The 21,002-nt window shown below is 72.1% G+C and carries 19 protein-coding genes and 1 riboswitch; of the genes, 9 read left to right on the top strand and 10 right to left on the bottom strand.

Going from position 1 to position 21,002, the window contains the following annotated elements; translation table 11 throughout:
• Positions 1-277 precede the first annotated feature (277 nt).
• Positions 278-556 (bottom strand): ubiquitin-like small modifier protein 1, encoded by a 279-nt coding sequence (locus AC3IX6_RS20340; protein ID WP_250744537.1) that lies wholly within the window; start codon positions 554-556, stop codon positions 278-280.
• A gap of 34 nt (positions 557-590) precedes the next feature.
• Positions 591-1,898, bottom strand: a complete 1,308-nt coding sequence (thrC, locus tag AC3IX6_RS20335; protein ID WP_489363331.1) for a threonine synthase — start codon at positions 1,896-1,898, stop codon at positions 591-593.
• A 17-nt stretch (positions 1,899-1,915) separates the two neighbouring features.
• Positions 1,916-2,074, bottom strand: a riboswitch (SAM riboswitch).
• A 196-nt stretch (positions 2,075-2,270) separates the two neighbouring features.
• On the opposite strand from thrC, the gene AC3IX6_RS20330 reads away from it, so the two are divergent.
• Genes AC3IX6_RS20330 through AC3IX6_RS20320 form a run of 3 tightly spaced genes read left to right on the top strand, consistent with a single transcriptional unit; the run spans position 2,271 to position 6,705 of the window.
• On the top strand, positions 2,271-3,272 hold the full coding sequence (locus AC3IX6_RS20330; RefSeq protein WP_489371503.1) for a glucosyl-3-phosphoglycerate synthase: 1,002 nt from the start codon (positions 2,271-2,273) through the stop codon (positions 3,270-3,272).
• Positions 3,273-3,309: 37 nt separating this feature from the next.
• A complete protein-coding gene (locus AC3IX6_RS20325) occupies positions 3,310-5,208 on the top strand; it encodes a DUF7927 domain-containing protein (protein ID WP_489363330.1) in 1,899 nt (632 codons plus the stop codon).
• Between the two features lie 36 nt (positions 5,209-5,244).
• The gene (locus AC3IX6_RS20320) at positions 5,245-6,705 is read left to right on the top strand and encodes an alpha,alpha-trehalose-phosphate synthase (UDP-forming) (protein WP_489363329.1); all 1,461 of its coding nucleotides are present in this window, start codon (positions 5,245-5,247) and stop codon (positions 6,703-6,705) included.
• Positions 6,706-7,175: 470 nt separating this feature from the next.
• Here AC3IX6_RS20320 and otsB read toward each other — a convergent pair whose 3' ends face one another.
• From otsB to AC3IX6_RS20305, 3 genes are all read right to left on the bottom strand, one after another.
• A complete protein-coding gene (otsB, locus tag AC3IX6_RS20315; RefSeq protein WP_489363327.1) occupies positions 7,176-8,030 on the bottom strand; it encodes a trehalose-phosphatase in 855 nt (284 codons plus the stop codon).
• 78 nt (positions 8,031-8,108) lie between these two features.
• Positions 8,109-8,360, bottom strand: a complete 252-nt coding sequence (locus tag AC3IX6_RS20310; protein WP_250744542.1) for a DUF3263 domain-containing protein — start codon at positions 8,358-8,360, stop codon at positions 8,109-8,111.
• Between the two features lie 79 nt (positions 8,361-8,439).
• Positions 8,440-9,756 carry an extracellular solute-binding protein gene (locus AC3IX6_RS20305; protein WP_489363324.1) on the bottom strand — a complete coding sequence of 439 codons (1,317 nt, stop codon included), beginning with the start codon at positions 9,754-9,756 and terminating at the stop codon, positions 8,440-8,442.
• Positions 9,757-10,030: 274 nt separating this feature from the next.
• Here AC3IX6_RS20305 and AC3IX6_RS20300 point away from each other — a divergent pair, with 274 nt between their 5' ends.
• The 3 genes from AC3IX6_RS20300 to AC3IX6_RS20290 all read left to right on the top strand — a co-directional run bounded on the left by AC3IX6_RS20300 (position 10,031) and on the right by AC3IX6_RS20290 (position 13,150).
• On the top strand, positions 10,031-10,963 hold the full coding sequence (locus AC3IX6_RS20300) for an ROK family protein (RefSeq protein ID WP_489371502.1): 933 nt from the start codon (positions 10,031-10,033) through the stop codon (positions 10,961-10,963).
• On the top strand, positions 10,963-12,132 hold the full coding sequence (nagA, locus tag AC3IX6_RS20295) for an N-acetylglucosamine-6-phosphate deacetylase (RefSeq protein WP_489363323.1): 1,170 nt from the start codon (positions 10,963-10,965) through the stop codon (positions 12,130-12,132). The genes AC3IX6_RS20300 and nagA overlap by 1 nt, the downstream gene beginning before the upstream one ends.
• Before the next feature lie 97 nt (positions 12,133-12,229).
• A complete protein-coding gene (locus tag AC3IX6_RS20290; RefSeq protein ID WP_489363321.1) occupies positions 12,230-13,150 on the top strand; it encodes a 1-phosphofructokinase family hexose kinase in 921 nt (306 codons plus the stop codon).
• A gap of 13 nt (positions 13,151-13,163) precedes the next feature.
• Here the strand turns inward: AC3IX6_RS20290 and AC3IX6_RS20285 are convergent, their stop codons facing one another.
• Both AC3IX6_RS20285 and cdgB read right to left on the bottom strand, forming a co-directional pair.
• Positions 13,164-14,171: a CBM35 domain-containing protein gene (locus tag AC3IX6_RS20285; RefSeq protein ID WP_489363319.1), complete on the bottom strand. Its 1,008-nt coding sequence runs from the start codon at positions 14,169-14,171 to the stop codon at positions 13,164-13,166.
• Positions 14,172-14,239: 68 nt separating this feature from the next.
• Positions 14,240-15,943 (bottom strand): diguanylate cyclase CdgB, encoded by a 1,704-nt coding sequence (gene cdgB, locus AC3IX6_RS20280; protein WP_489363317.1) that lies wholly within the window; start codon positions 15,941-15,943, stop codon positions 14,240-14,242.
• Between the two features lie 287 nt (positions 15,944-16,230).
• Here cdgB and AC3IX6_RS20275 point away from each other — a divergent pair, with 287 nt between their 5' ends.
• Positions 16,231-16,836, top strand: coding sequence for a flavin reductase family protein (locus AC3IX6_RS20275; RefSeq protein WP_489363316.1), 606 nt, complete (start codon positions 16,231-16,233; stop codon positions 16,834-16,836).
• Positions 16,837-16,906: 70 nt separating this feature from the next.
• Here AC3IX6_RS20275 and arfB read toward each other — a convergent pair whose 3' ends face one another.
• A complete protein-coding gene (arfB, locus tag AC3IX6_RS20270) occupies positions 16,907-17,332 on the bottom strand; it encodes an alternative ribosome rescue aminoacyl-tRNA hydrolase ArfB (RefSeq protein WP_243339524.1) in 426 nt (141 codons plus the stop codon).
• A gap of 186 nt (positions 17,333-17,518) precedes the next feature.
• Here arfB and AC3IX6_RS20265 point away from each other — a divergent pair, with 186 nt between their 5' ends.
• Together AC3IX6_RS20265 and AC3IX6_RS20260 are read left to right on the top strand one after the other, a co-directional pair.
• Complete coding sequence (locus tag AC3IX6_RS20265) at positions 17,519-18,094, top strand: TerD family protein (protein ID WP_250744549.1); 576 nt, start codon at positions 17,519-17,521, stop codon at positions 18,092-18,094.
• 85 nt (positions 18,095-18,179) lie between these two features.
• Positions 18,180-18,698 carry a GNAT family N-acetyltransferase gene (locus AC3IX6_RS20260; protein WP_489363313.1) on the top strand — a complete coding sequence of 173 codons (519 nt, stop codon included), beginning with the start codon at positions 18,180-18,182 and terminating at the stop codon, positions 18,696-18,698.
• 6 nt (positions 18,699-18,704) lie between these two features.
• Here the strand turns inward: AC3IX6_RS20260 and AC3IX6_RS20255 are convergent, their stop codons facing one another.
• Together AC3IX6_RS20255 and AC3IX6_RS20250 are read right to left on the bottom strand one after the other, a co-directional pair.
• On the bottom strand, positions 18,705-20,159 hold the full coding sequence (locus tag AC3IX6_RS20255) for a M1 family metallopeptidase (protein ID WP_489363311.1): 1,455 nt from the start codon (positions 20,157-20,159) through the stop codon (positions 18,705-18,707).
• Positions 20,160-20,218: 59 nt separating this feature from the next.
• Positions 20,219-20,767, bottom strand: coding sequence for a GlcG/HbpS family heme-binding protein (locus AC3IX6_RS20250; protein ID WP_489363309.1), 549 nt, complete (start codon positions 20,765-20,767; stop codon positions 20,219-20,221).
• Positions 20,768-21,002: the final 235 nt, after the last annotated feature.

Here is a 21,002-nt window from a genome sequence, read left to right as displayed (position 1 = left end):
CGACGAGAATTCTGGACACGCCAAAAGATTGAAATAGGGTGAAAACCAGGAATATTCCAGGGCAACTCGGGCCGGACAAACGCCGCCAACGGCCCATAGCGCACTTGCATGTTGACTCAATGTCAACCCTCACGCGACCCGCTCATATGCGGCGGGCAAGAACAGCGGAGGGGACTTCCCCAACTCTACCGCGCCCAACCAAGCAGAATTGCCCCCTCCGTTTAGTAACGGAGGGGGCAATTCAGTTTCTACGAAGCGTTACGAAGCCGGACGAGCCTCAGCAACCGCCCGCGACGGCCGGGATGATCGAGACGCCGGCGCCGTCCGGGGTGGACGTCTGCAGCCCGCCCTCGAAGCGCACGTCGTCGTCGTTGACGTAGACGTTGACGAAGCGGCGCAGCTTGCCCTGGTCGTCCAGGACGCGCGCGGCGATGCCGGGGTGGCTCGCCTCCAGGGACTGGATGACCTCTTCGAGGGTCGCGCCCTCGGCGGAGACCTCGGCCTGGCCGCCGGTGTAGGTGCGCAGGATGGTGGGGATGCGGACGTTGACGCTCATGGCGCTACTGCCTTTCCGGGTGCAGGGAGGGAAATCAGGCCAGGTTGGCGGCGCGGAACGCGTCCAGGCTGGGGCGGATGGTGGCGGTCTGGCCACCACCTTCGGCCACCGCCTCCAGGGTCTTGAGGCCGTCACCGGTGTTCAGGATCACGGTGGTCAGCGTGGGGTCGAGCTGCCCGTTCTCGACGAGCTTCTTCGTCACGCCGACGGTCACGCCGCCCGCGGTCTCGGCGAAGATGCCCTCGGTCTGGGCGAGGAGCTTGATGGCCTCGACGACCTGCTCGTCGTTGACGTCCTCGACGAAGCCGCCGGTGCGGCGCGCGATGTCCAGGACGTACGGGCCGTCCGCCGGGTTGCCGATGGCCAGCGACTTGGCGATGGTGTTCGGCTTCTGCGGGCGGACCACCTCGTGACCGGCCTTGAAGGCGGTCGAGACGGGCGAGCAGCCCTCGGCCTGGGCGCCGAAGATCTTGTACGGCTTGTCCTCGACGAGGCCGAGCTTGATCAGCTCCTGCAGACCCTTGTCGATCTTCGTGAGCTGCGAGCCGGACGCGATCGGGATGACGATCTGGTCGGGCAGCTGCCAGCCGAGCTGCTCGCAGATCTCGTACGCCAGGGTCTTGGAACCCTCGCCGTAGTACGGGCGCAGGTTGACGTTGACGAAGCCCCAGCCCTCGCCCAGCGGGTCGCCGATGAGCTCGGAGCAGAAGCGGTTGACGTCGTCGTAATTGCCCTCGATGCCGACCAGGTCGCCACCGTAGACACCGGCCATGACGACCTTGCCCTGCTCCAGGTCGTGCGGGATGAATACGCAGGAGCGGAAGCCGGCGCGGGCGGCCGCGGCGCCGACGGCGCCTGCCAGGTTGCCGGTGGAGGAGCAGGAGAGGGTGGTGAAGCCGAAGGCGCGGGCGGCCTCGACGGCGATGGCCACGACGCGGTCCTTGAAGGAGTGCGTCGGGTTGCCGGAGTCGTCCTTGACGTACAGCTTGCCGGTGACGCCGAGCTCCTTGGCCAGGTTGGCCGCGTCCACGAGCTTGGTGAAGCCGGGGTTCAGGCTCGGCTTGGAGGCCACGTCCGCCGGGACGGGCAGCAGCGGCGCGTAGCGCCAGATGTTGTTCGGGCCGGCCTCGATGGCGGCGCGCAGGGCTTCGGGGTCGCCGAGCGGCAGGTCGTAGGCGACTTCGAGCGGTCCGAAGCACTCGGCGCAGGCGAAGATCGGGCCGAGCTCGAAGCGGGTACCGCACTCACGACAGGAAAGGCCGGTGGCGGGACCGAGATCGACAGAGGTGCCAGAAGCGTTTTCAACGGTTTCGGCAGAGGTTGCGACAGACTGTGCAGCCATGATGGCGAGGCCCTTTCTCCTCATCTTCCCCATGGCGCACTTCGCCATGAGACGGAATTGGCACCTTCCCTAGCCGGGGACCTCGCTGGCGGCGCTGGAATGCGCGATCGCGAGAACCGACTGGAGGGTTGCCGGGGCTTCAACGGGCCGTGTCCCTCTGCCCCTCTGGATGAGCGGTATGGCACCGGCACACGCGCTCTGTGGCGCGCCGGTGCGTTTGTACGCGGGCCCCCCGGCATGCGGTGGACCATCGCGTTGTTCAAGACTGTAACCGAAGGCCCGGGGGGTTGAGACAGCCGTCCGAACCGCGAGATGGATCACAATTCGGTCCAAACCAGTGAACAACCCAGTGATGGACAGGGAGTGCTGAAGGTGCTGGAAGAGGTGGAGCGCTGGTTGGCAGACCGCTCCTGGTCCGCCGCCGACCGACCGCTCGGCCAGCTGCTTTCCGCCAAGCGGGCAGCGGGGACCACCGTGAGCGTGGTGTTGCCGGCGCTGAACGAGGAGGCGACGGTCGGTGAGATCGTCGAGGTGATCCGGCGCGATCTGATCGAGGGCCTGCCGGTGCCCCTGGTGGACGAGCTGGTCGTGATCGACTCGGGCTCCACGGACCGCACCGCGGAGGTCGCGGCCAAGGCCGGGGCCCGGGTGGTGCACCGCGACGAGGTCCTGCCGCGGATCCCGGCGCTGCCCGGCAAGGGCGAGGTGCTGTGGCGCTCGCTGCTGGCCACCACCGGGGACATCGTCTGCTTCGTGGACGCCGACCTGCGCGATTTCTCGGCCGCCTTCGTCTCGGGGATCGTCGGCCCGCTGCTGACCGATCCGGACGTGCGGTTCGTCAAGGCCATGTACGACCGCCCCCTCGGCCCGGAGTTCGGCGGCCAGGAGTTCGGCGACCCGACCGGCCTCGCCTCCGCCAAGGCCCACGGCCAGGGCGGCCGGGTCACGGAGCTGGTGGCCCGCCCGCTGCTCAACCTCCACTGGCCGCAGCTGGCCGGCTTCGTCCAGCCGCTCGGCGGCGAGTACGCCGTACGCCGCGAGCTCCTCGAACGGCTGCCGTTCCCGGTGGGCTACGGGGTCGAGCTGGGCCTGCTGGTGGACGCACTGCACACGGCCGGGCTGGACGCGATGGCCCAGGTGGACGTGGGCGTACGGCTGCACCGCCACCAGGACGGCCAGGCCCTGGGCCGGATGGCCGCCGCGATCTACCGCACGGCGCAGGTCAGGCTCTCGCGCGGACACCTCGTACGCCCCGAGCTGACGCAGTTCGAGCGCGGCCCGCAGGGGTTCGTACCGCACACCTACGCCGTGGACACCGAGGAGCGGCCACCGATGCGGGACATCGAGGAGTACGCGCGCCGTCGCGTGGCGTAACGCCCGATTCATTCCCTATCGGGCTAATTTTCCGATCATGGGGTTTATACGTTTCAGACATGCCAGGCATGCATGGGGATCCGCCCTCGCGGTGGCCGGCGGCGCGGCGCTGCTGTTCGGCTCGCTGAGCGGGCCGGCCGTCGCGGAGGTGGTCTCCCCCTTCGAGAAGCGCTACGACGAGGCGCTCTACGGGGACTTCCGCACCATCGGCAACACCGTGATGGGGTGCCCCCAGGCACCGCCCGCCGAGGCCGCCGAGTGCGCCGAGGTCCAGCGGGGCGGGGGCACGAAGAACAACAACGACTTCGTCGCCCGCCCGGTCGACGCCGCCGGGCTCCGCACGGACACCGGCACCTCCAGCACCGGCCTGCTGACCGTGCCGCCGGGCGCGGAGGTGGCGTACGCGCGGCTCTTCTGGGGCGGCAACAACGGCACCTACAAGCTCGGCTCGAACCTCATCGAGCGGTGCGACGTCTCCGGCGAGAACGTGGAGCGGGCCCCCGGTGAGCCGCTGACCACCCGCCCGGTCCTCAAGGTCGGCTCGGGCGCCGCCCGGCCGGTGACCCTCTCCGACATGGTCGAGGACCCGGCGAAGACCGGCGGCCCGCACTACTACACGGGCGAATCCGACGTCACCGCCGCCTTCGCGGACATGACCACCGGCTCCCCGGTGCCCGTCGCCGTCGGCAACATCTGGGCCCCGCAGGGCCGCGGCTGCGTCGCCGGCTGGTCCCTGACGGTCGTGTACGCGTACCCCGGCCCGAACGAGCACGCGCCCGAACGGCGCAACGTCTACGTCTACGGCGGCCACGTGCTCCAGCGCTCGGGAGACCCCGACACCACGGTCGCGGTCAAGGGCTTCTACCGCACCGGCGACGGCCCGGTCCGGGCGAGCACGACGGCGTACGAGGGCGACCGGAACACCAAGGGCGACCAGTTCCGGGTGAACGGCGCGAACATCGCCAACCCGGCCGGGCCGGGCAACGGCGCGACCGACAACTTCTTCACCAGCTCGGCCGACGGCTCCCTGGATCCGCACCACGTCAACAACCTCAGCATCGACGCGAAGACCTTCGACGTCCCGGCGACGGCGCTGCCGGCCGGTGCCACCTCCGCCGACCTGACCTTCCGCACCCGCGGGGACACGTACGTCATCTCGCAGTTCGCGCTGGCCGTGCCGGTGCCGGACCTGGAGGTGAAGAAGACGGCCTCGCCCGCGAAGTCGGTCGCGCCCGGCGACACGGTGACCTACACGATCACCGCGAAGAACACCGGCGGCCCGGACTACCCGAACGCGAAGCTGACGGACGACCTGACGCAGCTGCTGGACGACGCGGCCTTCGACGGGGTGGTGACCGCGGACCTCGGCACGGCCTCGTACACGGCGCCGAAGCTGTCCTGGACGGGCGACGTCCCGCAGGGCAAGACGGCGACGATCACCTACAAGGTGAAGGTCAACGACCCGCTGACCGGTGACGGCAAGCTGACGAACCACGTGGTCGCGGAGAGCGGCCGCACGAACTGCGAGGCGGGCTCGAAGGACCCGGCGTGTACACCGGTCCCGCCGGTGATCACGCCCCCGGACCCGTCCCCGTCACCGTCCCCGTCGACCTCGGCCTCGACCTCTCCGTCGCCGTCGCCGTCGCCGTCGCCGTCGCCGAGCACGTCCGCCTCCACCTCCCCGTCGGCGACCCCCTCACCCACCACGCCCTCGCCCACCACGCCTTCCTCCACTCCGCCCACGACGCAGCAGCCGCGACCGCTGCCGGAGACTCCGGTGGACCCCGTACCCCCGGGCGAGGGCTCCCCGGGCGGGAACCTGGCCACCACCGGCTCCGACGGCCGGCAGCTGTGGCTGATGGGCACGGCGGCCGCCACGCTCACGGCACTCGGCGGTGTGGTCTTCCTCTCGGTCCGGCGGACGCGCAAGCACTGACGTTTGACCGGAGGCGGGGCGGGCTAGGTTCGCCGCATGGCTTCCCAGGTGCTCGTCGCCGCGAATCGCGGCCCCCTCTCGTACGCCCTCGCCGCGGACGGCACGCTCAGTGCCCGCCGCGGCGGGGGCGGCCTCGTCTCCGGCCTCTCCACCGCCCTCGCCGAGCAGCCCGGGGCGCTGTGGATCTGCGCGGCGCTGTCGGACGCGGACCGGGAGGCGGTACGGCGCGGGGTCGCCGAGCCGGGCGTACGGATGCTGTCCATCGACCCGGCGGTCTACGACGACGCGTACAACGGCATCGCGAACTCGGTGCTGTGGTTCCTCCACCACCACCTCTACGAGATCCCGCGCGAGCCGGTCTTCGACGCGGAGTTCCGGCGGCGCTGGGCTTCGTACGTCACGTACAACGAGGCCTTCGCGACGGCGCTGGCTCAGGAGGCGGCCGAGGGGGCGGCGGTCCTGATCCAGGACTACCACCTGGCGCTGGCCCCCGGAATGCTCCGCGCCCTCCGCCCCGACCTGCGGATCGGGCACTTCACGCACACGCCGTGGGCCTCGCCGGAGGTTCTGGAGATGCTCCCGGAGGAGATCAGGAGCCAGTTGCTCTGGGGGATGCTCGGGGCGGACCGGCTGGGCTTCCACACGGACCGGTGGGAAACCAACTTCCTCAACGGCGCGCACCTGCACGACGCACGCGGTACGGCGTCCCGCTTCACCCCACTGGACGGGGAAAACGGGGTGTGGACCCGACTGCGGTTCGCGGACGGCACGATGCACGCGGAGAACCGCTTCACCGCGGTGACGCACTACCCCCTCGGCGTGGACGGGGACGAGCTGCGCGGGCTCGCGCACCGGCCGGAGGTCGACGACAAGCTGGCGGCGCTGCGGGCGGAGGTCGGCGGGCTGAAGACGATCGTCCGGGTGGACCGGACGGAGCTGTCGAAGAACATCCTGCGGGGGCTGCTGGCGTACCGGGAGCTGCTGACGGCCCACCCCGAATGGCGCGGCCGGGTGGTCCACCTGGCCTCCGCCTACCCGTCCCGGCAGGACCTGACGGTCTACCGGGAGTACACGGAGTCGGTGCGCGAGCTGGCGGCGGAGATCAACGCGGAGTTCGGCACGCCCGACTGGCAGCCGGTGCTCGTCTCCGTCGAGGACGACTTCGCGCGGTCGCTGGCGGCGTACCGGCTGGCGGACGTGGCGCTGGTCAATCCCGTGCGGGACGGCATGAACCTCGTCGCGAAGGAGATCCCGGTGGTCTCGGAGGCGGGGTGCGTGCTGGTGCTGTCCACCGGGGCGGGGGCGTACGAGGAGCTCGGCGCGGATGCGCTGACGGTGAACCCGTACGACGTGACGGCCACGGCGGAGGCGTTGCACGCGGCCCTCTCCATGCCGGCGGCGGAACGTGCGGACCGCACGAAGCGCCTCGCGGTCGCGGCGACGGCCCTCCCCCCGACCCAGTGGCTCACGTCCCAACTGGACGCCCTACGCCCCTGACCCTCCCGGCCCGGCCCCCACTGCCCCGCTACGCGGGACTTCCGCCCCGCAGCACCCGTTGCCGCTGCGCGGGGCGGAGTTCCCCTACCCGCCCTTCGCCCGTTCCCCGGGCTCTGCCCGGACCCCGGTCCTCAAACGCCGGACGGGCTGGAGGGGGTCCCGGGCTGCGCCCGGCCCCCCGGGGGCCAGCCCCCAGACCCCGCGCCTCAAACGCCGGCGAGGCTGGATAGAACCCAGCCCCTCCGGCGTTTGAGGAGCGGGGGTCCGGGGGCTGGCCCCCGGGAACGGCGCCGCACCCGGCGAAGGGTCCGGGCGTAGCCCGGGGAACGGTGGAAGGGCGGGTAGGGGACCTCGCCCCGCAGGGCCGAACCAGCCGCACCCGCCCACCGGGCCCACGCCGGGACGGCCGTGGCGGCAGCACCGACCCGCCACCGCCGGACGGAGTCCGGCGCAGCGGTGCGAGCGGCGCGTCAAGAAGGTACGGCCAGCGCCGCGGCCAGGGCGGACAGGAAGGTGACGACCTCCGACGGGCCGGACAGCGTCAGGTCCGCGCGGGCGGCGAGTTCAGGAACCTCCGCCGAGCCGCTGCACAGCAGCAGCCCCGGCATCCCCCCGGCCCGCAGCTTCTCCACCGCCGAGTACGCCGCCAGGTCCCCCAGGTCGTCCCCGGCGTAGAGCACGGCCTCCGCCCCCACCTCCGCGAGGTACTCCGTGAGGGCGACGCCCTTGTCCATCCCGGGCGGCCGCAGCTCCAGTACGGCCCGCCCCGGTTCGACCATCAGTCCGTGCCGGGCAGCAAGCCCCGCCAGGGGCTCCCGCAGGGCCGCGAAGGCCGCTTCGGGGTCGGCCGCACGCCGGGTGTGGACGGCCAGCGCCTGGCCCTTCTCCTCGATCCACGTCCCGCGCCACGCGCCGATCGCGTCCAGGAACCCGGGCAGCTCCGCCCGGACCGCCGCCACCCCCGGATGCTCGGCCGGAGCGTGCACGATGCCGCTCACGGCGTCCCAGCGCTCGGCTCCGTAGTGCCCGAGGACCACCAGGTGTTCGAGTCCCGGGACCCCGGCGAAGCCCCCGTAGCGGACGGCGACCCCGGCCGGCCGGCCGGTGACGACCGCGATGGAGCCGACCTCGGGGGCGAGGGCGGCGAGCGCGGGGACGGCTCCGGGGTGGGCCCGTGCCTGGTCGGGGTCGGGGACGATGTCGGCGAGCGTGCCGTCGAAGTCGAGGGCGACGACGGAGCGGCGCGGTGTCCGGAGGAGGGCTTCGAGTCCCTCGCGTCCGGCGGTGGTGACGGGCATCGGCAGATCGTGCGGATGGCTCCCCATACGCACGACCCTAACGGCCCTGCCGGGCCACGGCTACGGCGCGGGCCACAGCCGTGGCGGGGGCCTGTGCCGCCACCGCTACCGCCTCGCCCGCTGGGCCTCCCGGATGCGCCGCAGGCGGTTCACGGTGCCCGGTGCGTGCTCCAGCGCCCTGGGATCGTCCATCAGCGCGTTGAGCAGCTGGTAGTACCGGACCGGGGGCATCCCCAGTCCTTCCCTTATGGCCCGCTCCTTGGCGCCCGGCCCCGGCCAGGTGCGGCCTTCGTAGGCCAGTACGGCCGCCTCGTCGGCGCTCAGCCCGGCCGGCGGCCTCTCGTCCGCGTCCGTCATACCGCCAGGTTAACGCCGCCCTCCGACAGCCCCCGGTCGGCGCCGGTCAGCACTGGTCAGCGCCGACCGGCGGCGCCGGTCAGCGCGGTTCCGCCTTGCGCGCCATCTCCGCGAGGTCCCCGAGGATCTTCTCGGGCTGTCCGCCGGGCTGCACGGCCTTGCCGATGTTCTTCTTGACGTCCTCGCTCACGGCCGCCCAGGACTTCTTGCCCACCGGGTAGAGCCGCGCGTTGGGCAGCGCGCGCAGGAAGGTCTTCAGCTCCGCCGAGGAGGCTCCGGTGGAGGCCTCCATCGCGCGGGACCCGCTGGTGGTGACCGGGAGCAGGTCGTACTTCTCGGTGAAGGCCGTCACGTTGTTCGCCTCGTACAGGAAGTCGAGGAACTTCCCGGACTGCGTCTGGTGGCCGGTCTTGAAGGCCATCACCCAGTCGGCGACGCCCATCGTCGGGTGGCCGGCCCCGTCGGCGGTGGGCATGGCGGTCATGCCGTACTTCACGCCCTTCGCGGCGGCCTGCTTGAGCAGCGTCGGGTGCCCGTTGAGCATGCCGACCTCGCCGCGCGCGAAGGAGTCGAAGGCGGCCTGGCGGTCCAGCTTGGCCGGTTCGACGGGGCCGGTCAGGCCCGCGCCGACGAGCTTGTCGCGCAGGAACTCCAGGGTCCTGACGTTGTCCGCGGAGTCGATCGAGTACTGCTCTTCGTTGTCGGCGTAGCCTCCGCCGCCCGCGAGCAGCCACTGCATCGTCTCGGCCTGTGCCTCCTCGCGGCCCAGGGGCAGCGCGAAGGGGGTCGGGACGCCGGCCGCCTTGAGCTTCTTGGCGGCGGCCTCCAGCTCGGCCCAGCTCTTGGGCTGCCAGGGGGTCTTGCCGTCCTTGGGGATGATCCCGGCGTCGGCGAACAGCTTCTCGTTGTAGAACATCAGCCGGGTGCTGGCCACGAAGGGCAGGCCGTACTGGTTGCGCCTGACCTTGCCCGCGTCGGCGAGCGGCTCGAGGAAGTCGGCCTCGGTGGTCACGGAGAGCAGCTCGTCGGCCGAGTACAGCTTGCCCTCGGCCGCGTAGTCGGCGTAGGCGCCGATCTGGGCTATGTCGGGGGCCTCGCCCGCCTTGACCATCTCGGCGACCTTGGCGTCGACCTCGGACCAGGAGTAGACGTCGACCTGGACCTTGAGGCCGGGGTTCCTCTTCTCGAAGGCCGCGGCGAGGTCCTTCCAGTAGGGCTTGGAGGAGTTTTCCGGTTTGTCCCCGTAGTCGGCCGCCACGACCTTCAGGGTGACCTCGTTGTCCCCTGCGAGGTCCGACACGGCGCCGCAGCCGGTCAGCGTCACCGTGGTCAGGCACAGTGCGAGGCCGGACGCGGCGAGGTTCAGCTTTCTGGCCTGGACAGTTCGGGCCTTCACAGTTCTCGTTCCACCCCAGGTTGTTCCGTACGATTCGCGTAAAGGTCTACACCACTTTTGAGCCGCGTCAACATCCGGGCCCAAACGTGCACACGGCCTGCACGCACACACACGTACGGACCCGCACGCGGACACGCATGCGCACACACGTACGGACCCGCGTACCGGCCCGCCCATCGACGAAGGTCCTGAATTTGTATGGCCACTCAACAATCCCCCTCAGTGGACTAGACCTTTACCCTCCGATCACGCGAGACTGTCACCCGTGAAACCCGTGAAACACGTCATCGCCCTCGATGTGGGCGGCACTGGGATGAAGGCCGCCCTCGTCGCCGCCGACGGCACCCTGCTCCACGAGGCGCGCCGCGCCACCGGCCGTGAGCGGGGCGCCGAAGCCGTCGTCGAGACGATCCAGGACTTCGCCGCCGAGCTCCTCGACCTCGGCCGGGAACGCTTCGCCACCACCGCCTCCGCGGCCGGCGTCGCCGTCCCCGGCATCGTCGACGCCGAGAACGGGATCGCCGTCTACGCGGCGAACCTGGGCTGGCGCGACGTCCCGATGCGCGAACTGCTCGGCAGACGCCTCGGCGGCATCCCCGTCGCCCTCGGCCACGACGTCCGCACGGGCGGACTCGCCGAAGGCCGCATCGGCGCGGGCCGCGGCGCCGACCGCTTCCTGTTCGTTCCCCTCGGCACCGGCATCGCCGGAGCCATCGGCATCGCCGGCCGCATCGAGGCCGGCGCGCACGGGTACGCGGGCGAGATCGGCCACATCGTGGTCCGCCCCGGCGGCCCCGCCTGCGGCTGCGGCCAGCGCGGCTGCCTGGAGACCCTCGCCTCCGCCTCCGCCGTCAGCCGCGCCTGGGCGGCCGCCTCCGGCGACCCCGAGGCGGACGCCGCGGACTGCGCCAAGGCCGTGGAGTCCGGCGACGAGCGCGCCCAGGAGGTGTGGCTCGCCGCCATCGGCGCCCTGGCCGACGGGCTGGTCACCGCGATCACCCTGCTGGACCCGCGCACGCTGATCATCGGTGGCGGACTGGCCGAGGCCGGGGAAACCTTGTTCACACCACTACGGACGGCCGTCGAGGAACGCGTGACGTTCCAGCGGCTGCCCCACATCGTTCCGGCGGCCCTCGGGGACACCGCCGGATGCCTGGGTGCAGGGCTGCTCGCCTGGGATCTACTCGCCACGGAGGTACCTGCCTGATGTCCGGAAGCGCACATGTGGGCCGCAGCACCGTTCTCTCCGGCGCCGACGTGGTGCTGCCCACGGGCATCGTCAAGGGCGGGCGCCTCATCGTCGACGGCGAGCGCATCGCCGGCAGCGCCGACGAGAACGCGGCCGTCGTCGACCTCACCGGCTGCCTGATCGTCCCCGGCTTCGTCGACATGCACAACCACGGCGGCGGCGGCGCCTCCTTCACCTCCGGCACCGCCGAGGAGGTGCTCCAGGGCGTACGGACCCACCGCGAGCACGGCACGACCACCCTGGTCGCCTCCACCGTCACCGGCGACCTCGACGAGCTCGCCCGCCGCGCCGGACTGCTCGCCGAGCTGACCCAGCAGGGCGACATCGCGGGCATCCACTTCGAGGGCCCCTTCATCAACCCCTGCCGCAAGGGCGCGCACAAGGAAGACCTGCTGCGCGACCCCGACCCGGCCGAGGTCCGCAAGCTGATCGACGCCTCGCACGGCGCCGCCCGCATGTTCACCCTCGCCACCGAACTCCCGGGCGGCCTGGACTCCGTACGGCTGCTCGCCGAGCACGGGGTCATCGCGGCGATCGGCCACACGGACTCCACGTACGAGCAGACCCTCGAAGCCATCGACGCCGGCGCGACCGTGGCCACCCACCTCTACAACGCGATGCCGGGCCTGGAGCACCGCGCCCCCGGCCCCATCGCGGCGCTGCTGGAGGACGAGCGGGTCACCGTCGAGCTCATCAACGACGGCACCCACCTGCACCCGGCCATGCTGGAGCTGGCCTTCCACCACGCGGGCGCGAACCGGGTGGCGCTGATCACCGACGCGATGGACGCGGCCGGCTTCGGCGACGGGATCTACCACCTCGGCCCGCTGGAGGTCGAGGTCAAGGAGGGCGTCGCCCGCCTCGTCGAGGGCGGCTCCATCGCGGGCTCCACCCTCACCCTGGACACCGCCTTCAAGCGGTCCGTCACCCTCGACAAGCTCCCCGTCGAGTCCGTGGTCCAGGCGATCTCCGCCAACCCGGCCAAGCTGATCGGCGTCTACGACCAGGTCGGCTCGCTGGAGCCCGGAAAGTACGCGGACCTCGTCGTCCTCGACTCCGCCTTCGACGTCCGGGGCGTCATGCGGCGCGGCGAATGGATCGTGAACCCGCTCGCGGCGGGCAGCTGACCAGCGCCGTACGCGAAAGCGGTCGGCCCGGGGTACTGGGCCGACCGCTCCTTCTTTTGGCATGATCCCGGCACACACAGAGACCCGGGGCCCCACCATGATCCTGACCGTGACGCTCAACACCGCGCTCGACGTCACCTACCGCGTACCGCGCCTGCTCGCGCACGCCTCCCACCGCGTCACCGAGGTCACCGAACGCCCCGGCGGCAAGGGCCTGAACGTGGCCCGCGTGCTCGCCGCGATCGGCCACGAGGTCACCGCGACCGGCTTCGCGGGCGGCCCCACGGGAGCCCTCGTACGCGAGCTGCTCGCCGGCTCCCCCGGCGTCCGCGACGAACTGGTCCCCTGCGCGGACACCACCCGGCGCACCCTGGCCGTCGTCGACGAGGCCTCCGGGGACACCACGCAGTTCAACGAACCCGGCCCGCTGATCACCGCCGCCGAGTGGACCGGTTTCCTCTCCCGCTACGAGGCCCTGCTGGCGGGCGGCGCCCGCGCGGTGGCCCTGTGCGGCAGCCTGCCCCCGGGCGTGCCCGTGGGGGCCTACGCCACCCTCGTCCGGGCGGCCCGCGCGGCCGGCGTGCCCGTCCTCCTCGACACCAGCGGCGAGGCCCTGCGCCGCGGGGTCGCCGCCCGCCCCGACGTGATCAAACCGAACGCCGCCGAGCTCGCCGAGCTGACCGGGTCCCGCGACCCGCTCCCCGCCACCCAGGGCGCCCGCCGGCGCGGGGCCCACGCGGTGGTCACCTCGCTCGGCCCCGCCGGACTGCTCGCCGCCACCGCCCGCGGCACCTGGCGGGCGGCCCCGCCCCGCACCCTGGCGGGCAACCCCACCGGCGCCGGCGACTCCGCGGTCGCGGGCCTGCTCTCGGCCCTCACCGAAGGCCTGGACTGGCCGGACCGCCTGACCCGCGCGGTGGCCCTCTCGGCCGCCACGGTCGCATCCCCCACGGCGGGAGACTTCGACCCCCGCACCTACGAGGAGGTACGGGGGTCGGTGAAGGTCACGGAGGGCTAGGCCCCCGGATCGGTCAGCGCTTCTCGAGGACGAACTGGTCGATGACCGCCTCGCAGGAGTTGCCCGCCTCGCAGGAGATCTTGATGGTGTTCGTGCCCTGCTTGAGGTTCACGTACGAGTAGGTGTTGGTCCAGCCCTTGTCCCAGGCACCCTCGCCGGCCTTCGCGAAGTTCTTCATGTTGATCGGCCGGGTCTGCACGGTCTCGTTGATCGCCAGCGTCATGTTGGCGTCCTTGCCCGGCACGCCGTAGTACATCCGGAAGGTGTACTCGCCGGTCTTGGGCACCTCCAGCGTCCAGGTCACGGCGGCACCCTGCTGGGTGAAGCCGCCGACGTACTGGCCGCCCGCGCTCTTGGCGCCGGGCACCGCGCTCTCCAGCTTGGCACCACCGCTGATCACCATGCCGGAGCCGCCCGCGTCGCCCTTGGGCAGCGGTGCGTCCGCCGGCGCGGAGCCGCTCGGCTGGCCCGAGGGGGTGTTCGGGGCGGGCGCCGACGGGCTCTGGCCCGTGTTCGCGGCGTTCTTGTTCTTGTCGGCGTCGTCCTTCTTGCCGAAGATCACCGCCGCGCCGATGCCGATCGCCACCGCGGCGACCACCGCGACGGCCGCGATGAGCATGCCCCTGCGGCTGGACCCGCCGCCGCCGTGGCCGCCGCCGGAGCCCGGCAGCGGAACGGACTGGGTGTACTGCGGGGGCTGCTGCTGCGGCGGAACGCCGTAGCCGCCCGCCTGGAGCGCTTCGGGGGCCTGGTACTGCGCCTGGTAGGCCGGGGGCTGCTGCTGCGGAACCTGGCCGCGCTGGCCGCCGTAGGGCCGGTCACCGACGGTGCGGACCTGGTTGTACGAGGTCCGGGGCACGCCCGGCTGACCGCCGGCCGGTCCCGGGTAGCCGTACCCGCCGCCCTGCCCGGGCGGGGTGGCCCCCGCGGCCTGGCCGTCCTCGTAGAGGTAGCCGAACGGGTCGTCATCCTCGGGCTGGTTCGCCCCGTTGTTCGGGCCGTGGTTCGCGGGCGTCGTCATCGCAGGTCACTCCTTTCGACCCCGGGGAGCCTACCCCGAACAGGTGCGCCCACGGGCGGCCCGAAAGCTTACCCGGCTCGGCGGTGCGCCTTCGAACGGGACCGCTTCTCGATGTACATGCGCTGGTCGGCGGAGCGCAGCACCTCGTCGGCCGACATGCCGCAGCTCGCCCAGCCGATGCCGAAACTGGCTCCCACGCGGACCGCGCGGCCGTCCACGCGGATCGGCGGGATGATGGCGTTGCGCAGCCGCACGGCGAGGTCGGCGGCGTCGGCGGCGCCCAGCCCGTCGGCGAGGACGACGAACTCGTCACCACCCAGCCGGGCCACCGTGTCCCCGTCCCGGACACCGGTCGTCAGCCGCCGGGCCACCTCGATCAGGACGGCGTCGCCGGTGTGGTGCCCGAACCGGTCGTTGATCGACTTGAACCCGTCGAGGTCGCAGAAGAGCACCGCGAGCCCCTTCGTACCGTCGTCGATGTCGGTCGCCGGCGCGACCGTGTGCACGTGGTGGTCGTACGGGCCCACCGCGGCCGAGCCGCCGCCCATGCCGCCGGGGAACTCGAAGGGCTCGGGAAAGCCGTCGGGCCGGAACCCGTGCTCACCGTGCCCTGTGTGCTCGCCCTGGGCCTCCACCGAGGGCCGGGTCTCGAAGGCCGCGTCCAGCGCCTCCACGGCGGTGGCGCGCACCGACTGCGGGCGGCGGCAGAGCCGGGCCCCGAGCCGGGAGCGGAGCTCGGCGCTGTTGGGCAGGCCGGTCAGCGAGTCGTGGCTGGCCCGGTGGGCGAGCTGCAGCTCGTGCCGCTTGCGCTCCTCGATGTCCTCGACGTGCGTGAGCAGGAAGCGCGGCCCGTCGGCGGCGTCGGCGACGACGGAGTTGCGCAGCGAGACCCAGACGTACGTACCGTCGCGCCGGCCGAGTCTGAGCTCGGCGCGGCCGCCCTCGGCGGAGGTCCGCAGCAGGGTGCCGATGTCCTCGGGGTGCACGAGGTCGGAGAAGGAGTAGCGGCGCAGCACGGAGGCGGGCCGTCCCAGCAGCCGGCACAGCGCGTCGTTGGTGCGCAGCAGGCGGCCGTGCTGGTCGCCGCCCATCTCGGCGATGGCCATGCCGCTCGGCGCGTACTCGAAGGCCTGGCGGAACGACTCTTCACTGGCGCGCAGCGCCTGCTGTTCACGCTCCAGCCGGACCAGGGCCCGCTGCATGTTGGCGCGCAGCCGTGCGTTGCTGATGGCAATCGCGGCCTGGAAGGCGTACATCTGGAGCGCTTCGCGGCCCCAGGCGCCGGGCCGGCGGCCGTTGCGCGGGCGGTCCACGGAGACCACGCCGAGCAGCTCGCCGCCGGAGGCGTACATGGGGGCGTAGAGCCGGTCCTCGGGGTGCCACTCGTCCTCGAACCGCGGGTCGGGGCCCTCGGTGTGCCACTGCGGGACGTCGTCCTCGACGAGGACCCAGCCCTCGGTGTGCGGGATGAAGCGCAGGCCGTCCCAGTTCTCGCCCATCGTCAGACGGCGTTCCCAGGAGGCGCGCGAGCCGACGCGGCCGGTGATCAGGGCTTCTGCGGCGGGGTCTCCCGCGAAGGCGGCGACGACCAGATCACCGTCGGGGCGAACGAGGTTGACGCAGGCGAGTTCGTAGCCGAGGCCGAGGACGATGCCGTCCACGACGGTCTGCAGGGTGTCCGCCAGGCTCCGGGCCGTATTGAGCTCGGCCACCACCCGGTGCAGCTGCCGCAGGGTCGCAAGACGGACGTACGGCTCCGACTCGGTCTCCATTGCTCGCTCTCCCCGAGACCTCGACAGCAACTCCAGGTTTGTCATCGGCGCTTCGTTGCGGTGTCCCGTCCACTGAATCACAGTGAGCTGTGCGGCAGGTACACAGGGTCAACAAATCTTGCTCTCTGTGACTCAAGTCACATGAGATGAATAAGGGTGACCGCCGCGCCGCCCCACTCGGGCTCATTCCCACCGGTTCGTCCGGATCATTCCCGGAAGCAAACGATACGCCCGGGGCCGCGGCGACCTAGGCCAACGGGCGGGGGCGCTGCTCGGACTTGCGCCCGATGCGCCGCGCGAGGGGTGACAGTAGCGTCCCGACCGTGCCCCCAACGACCCCCGTGACACCACTTTCCCTACCCGCACCCCATGCTGAGGGGGTGAGCAACGACGAGTTCCGGGCCGCGATGTCCCGACTGGCGGCAGGCGTGTGCCTGATCACCGCGCAGGAGCCGCCCCTGTCGGCCGACGGCCGGCGCGGCGAGGACGTCGGCATGACGGCGACCGCCTTCATGTCCGTGTCCCTCGAACCACCGCTGGTCCTCGTCAGCGTGCGCGAGGGCTCCCGGATGGACGACCTGCTGGCCGAGCAGCCGCTGTGGGCGGTATCGGTGCTCGCCGACCACCAGCTCCAGATCGCGAGCCGGTTCTCGATGAAGAACCGCATCAGCGACCGGCTGCTCTTCGCGGACCTGCCCTACACGCGCGGCGGCGTCTCCGGCGCCCCGCTGCTGTCGGGGGCACTGGCCACCCTGGAGTGCCGTACGGAGAACCGCGTCGAGGCGGGCGACCACACCCTGGTCATCGGCCACGTCCTCAGCGCCGCCCAGCCGGCGCCGGACTCCCCGCCGCTGACGTACTTCCGGGGGCGCTACCGGCACCTGGCGCCCTGAGCGCCGGCGGCCACCGGTCGGGCGGCCACCGGTCGGGCGGCCATCAGCCGGGCGGCCACCGGCCCCGCGGCTACCAGTCCCGCGCGTTGCGGCCCCGCTTGGTCTCGCCGCGGGCCTTCTTCTCGCGCAGCCGCCGCTCGTTGATCCCCCGGGGGATCTTCGTCGCCCGGCGCGCCTTCGGCGGCGGCGCCGTGGCCTCGGCCAGCAGCGCGGTCAGCCGGACCAGCGCCATCTCCCGGTTGCGGAACTGCGAGCGGTGCTCGGAGGCCCGTACCGTCACCACCCCGTCGACCAGCCGGGACGCGAGCCGCTCCAGCGCCCGCTCCTTCCACACGTCGGGCAGCGACTTCGTCGCCGCGACGTCGAAGAGGAGCTCCACGCGCGAGTCCGAGGTGTTCACGTGCTGCCCGCCCGGCCCGGAGGATCGCGAAAAGCGCCAGGCGAGCTCGCCCTCGGGGAGCACGACCGAACCGCGGATGACATAGGGACCAGGCATGCCCCCTATGATCCGTGCCCGCCGGGACCCCGTCACCCGCATTTCCGCCCGCATCGCGGACAAATCCCCGAATGCGGAACCTGGCGCCCCTCTCCCCGCGTTATGGAGGGCAGCGGTAACTTGGGCACTCTCACGGTCGATACGACAAGTGAGACCAAGTGAGACTAGGAAGGGACACCAGTCACCATGGCAGTAAGCCTCTCCAAGGGCGGAAACGTCTCGCTCAGCAAGGAGGCCCCGGGCCTCGCGGCCGTCACGGTCGGCCTCGGCTGGGACACCCGCACCACCACCGGTGTCGACTTCGACCTGGACGCCTCCGCCATCGCGGTCAACGCGCTCGGCAAGGTCGTCTCCGACGGCCACTTCGTCTTCTTCAACAACAAGTCCACCCCGGACCAGACCATCGTCCACACCGGTGACAACCGCACCGGCGAGGGCGCGGGCGACGACGAGGCCATCAACGTCAACCTCGCGGGCCTGCCCGCCGACGTCGACAAGATCGTCTTCCCGGTCTCCATCTACGACGCCGAGACCCGCAGCCAGAACTTCGGCCAGGTCCGCAACGCGTACATCCGCGTCGTGAACCAGGCCGGCGGCGTCGAGATCGCCCGCTACGACCTCTCCGAGGACGCGGCGACCGAGACCGCCATGGTCTTCGGCGAGCTCTACCGCAACGGCGCCGAGTGGAAGTTCCGCGCCGTGGGCCAGGGTTACGCCTCCGGCCTGACCGGCATCGCCCAGGACTTCGGCGTCAACGTCTGACCCTGAGCGCCCGCGTCCGAGGACGCGTCTGAGCTGGAGCCCCCTCCCGGCCGTCCGGGGAGGGGGCTTCGCTACCGTTCGGTACGTGATCCTCCTGCCGCTCGCTCCCGTCGAGGACGGCGCCCTCCCGGGCCCGGTCCTCACCGAAATCGCCACGCTCTACGCGACCAACCACGCGTTCTTCGAGCTCAGCGGTGATTTCCCCGACCCCGGCCGCATCACGGTCGAGCAGGTCGCCGCCGCCCTCGCCGACGAGCTCGCCCACGAGGGCGCCGAGGTCCTCCTCGCCCGCTCCGCCGGACGCCTCGTAGGCCTGGCCGCCACGCTCGCCCGGCACCCGGATCCGGAGTCCGAGGACCCCGACCCGTGGATCGGCCTGCTGCTCATCGACGCCACCGCGCACCGCGAGGGATACGGCCGCGCCATGGTCGCCATGGTCGAGGACCGCTTCCGCGCCGCGGGACGCTCGGGCGTACGGATCGCCGTGCTCGACGCCAACGAGAAGGGCCTCGCCTTCTGGCAGTCCCAGGGTTACGCCACCCTGCGCCGGGCCGCCGACCGCGAGATGGGCCGCCCCTGCACGGTCCTGCGCAAGGCCCTGTAGGCGGAGCTACGGCGCCTTCGTCGGGGCCTTCGGTGCCTTCGGTGCCTTCGGGCGGTCCTTCCCGTACAGCCACACGTCCCAGACCTCCGTCAGGTCACGGCCCGTCTTCTCCTCCGCGTAGGCGGTGAAGTCGGCCGTGGACGCGTTCCCGTGCCGGTGCTCGGCCGCCCAGCCGCGTACGAGGGCGAAGAACTTCTCGTCGCCGACCTCCTGCCGGACCCGCTGCAGGACCATCGCCCCGCGCCCGTACACCGGGGACCCGGAGATCTCCTTCGGGTTCCGCGGGGCGGCCGGCGGGAAGGCGCCCCAGTCCGAGCCCGCCGCCCCGTCGACCCGGGTGTCCCCGGCGACGTAGGCGTCGAAGTGCTGCTGCGCGCTCGGCCCGCCGTGGTCCTCCGACCACAGCCACTCGGCGTAGGTCGCGAACCCCTCGTTGAGCCACATGTCCTTCCAGGACTTCGGCGACACCGAGTCCCCGAACCACTGGTGCGCCAGCTCGTGCAGCACCAGCTCCTCGCTGCCCGGCGCCCCCGGGAACACCGGCCGGGTCTGCGTCTCCAGCGCGTAGCCGAGGCTGTGCGCGGGCAGCACGATCGCGCCCGTCGCGGAGAACGGGTACGGGCCGAAGCGCCCGATGCCCCACTCCACCATCTCGGGCAGCCGCGCGAGCGCCGCCTCGCTCGCCGCCGCCTCCCCGGGCGAGACCGCCGTGTAGACGGGGATCCCGGAGGCGGTCCGCCCGGTCGTCACCTTGAACTTCCCGACGGCCACGGTCGCCAGGTAGCTCGCCATCGGCTCCGCGGAGTGCCAGGCGAACGCGGTCCTCCCGCCGCTCTCCTGCGTACGGGAGCGCAGCTCGCCGTTGGACACGGCCTCGTACCCCCGGGGGACGGTCACCGTGATGTCGTACGTGGCCTTGTCGCTCGGGTGGTGGTTCCCCGGGAACCAGGCCATCGACCCGACGGGTTCGCCGACGCCGACCGCGCCCTTGCCGCCCGGGGTGACGATCCACCCCTCCTCGGACCCGTCGGGGTCGGTGACGGCCTTGGGCCGGCCGGAGTAGTCGATCTCCGTACGGAAGACCTCCCCGCGCTCCAGATCCTCGGCGGGGCGCACCGTCAGCTCGTTGCCGGTGCGGTTGAAGCGGGCCCCGGCGCCCTGCACGCTCACGCCCTCCACCTCCAGCCCGCTGAGATCGAGGTTGAAGGAGCTGAGCCCCTGCTCGGCCCGGGCGGTGATCACGGCGGTGGCGTGCAGGCGCCCGTCGGCCGGGTCGTAGTCGAGGTCCAGGGAGTAGTGCTCGACCTGGTAGCCGCCATTGCCGGCCTTGGGGAAGAACGGGTCGCGCACCCCCGACGCACCCGGCCGCCCCTGCACGGTCTCCCCCGTGCAGCCCGTGGTGAGGGCGAGCAGGGTGGCGACGGCGGGGGCGGCCAGGCGGGAGAGAACGCGGTGATCCACGCGTTCGAGAGTACGTCCCGCGACGCGCTGCTCGACGCTGCTGCTGCCTCTCGGCGCTGCTACTTGTTGAGGGCGTCCACGCCGGCCTTGGCGAACTTCTCGTCCAGGTCACCGCTCGGGGCGCCGGCCACGCCGACACCCGCGACCGGGGCGCCGTCGGCCTGGACCGGGGTGCCGCCACCGAGGAAGAGGGTGCCGGGGATGTCCTTCAGGTTCGGGGTCTGCGCGAGGCGGCCGGCGAGCACCGAGGTCGGGGCGTTCCAGGACACGGCGGTGAAGGCCTTGCGCTGCGCCGACTCGTAGGACTGCGGACCGGCGCCGTCGCCGCGCAGCGTGACGATGGTGTTGCCGTTGCGGTCGACGACCGCGACGGTCACCTTCTGGTTCTCGCTCTCGGCGGCGTCCAGCGCGGCCTGGGCGGCGCGGGTGGCGGCGTCGATGGTGAGGTGGGTGGAGGTGGTGAAGTTCTTCTTGTCGCCGTCCTTCTTCGCAACGGCGGCGGCCGGAGCGGAGGCCGGGGCGGCGTTGGCGCTGACCGCGCCGAAGGCTCCGGCGCCGAGGGCGACGGCGACGGCGGTACCGGTGAGAACGCGGGTGCGGGTCTTCATGTCTGCTGCTCCTGTGAACGTCGGCACGGCGGGCTCTCCTGCCGTTGCTCCAAGCCTCTCCCCGCCACCCCCACCCACCCGTCCCCGTACCGGCTCCGAACCCGCCCCCCACCGGTTGACCCCAGGGTCAACCGATCGGCTGATGCGGCCACCCCCCACGGGGCGCTTACCTGGCCCTCCCACCCTGTCGGGGGCCCTTCCCAGCCGCCCGGGGCTCCCCTCAGCCGTCCGGCGT

Source organism: Streptomyces sp. GL_141 (assembly GCF_057834385.1).
Note: the sequence above shows the minus strand (reverse complement) of the source record. Positions and strands in the feature narration are given on the sequence as shown.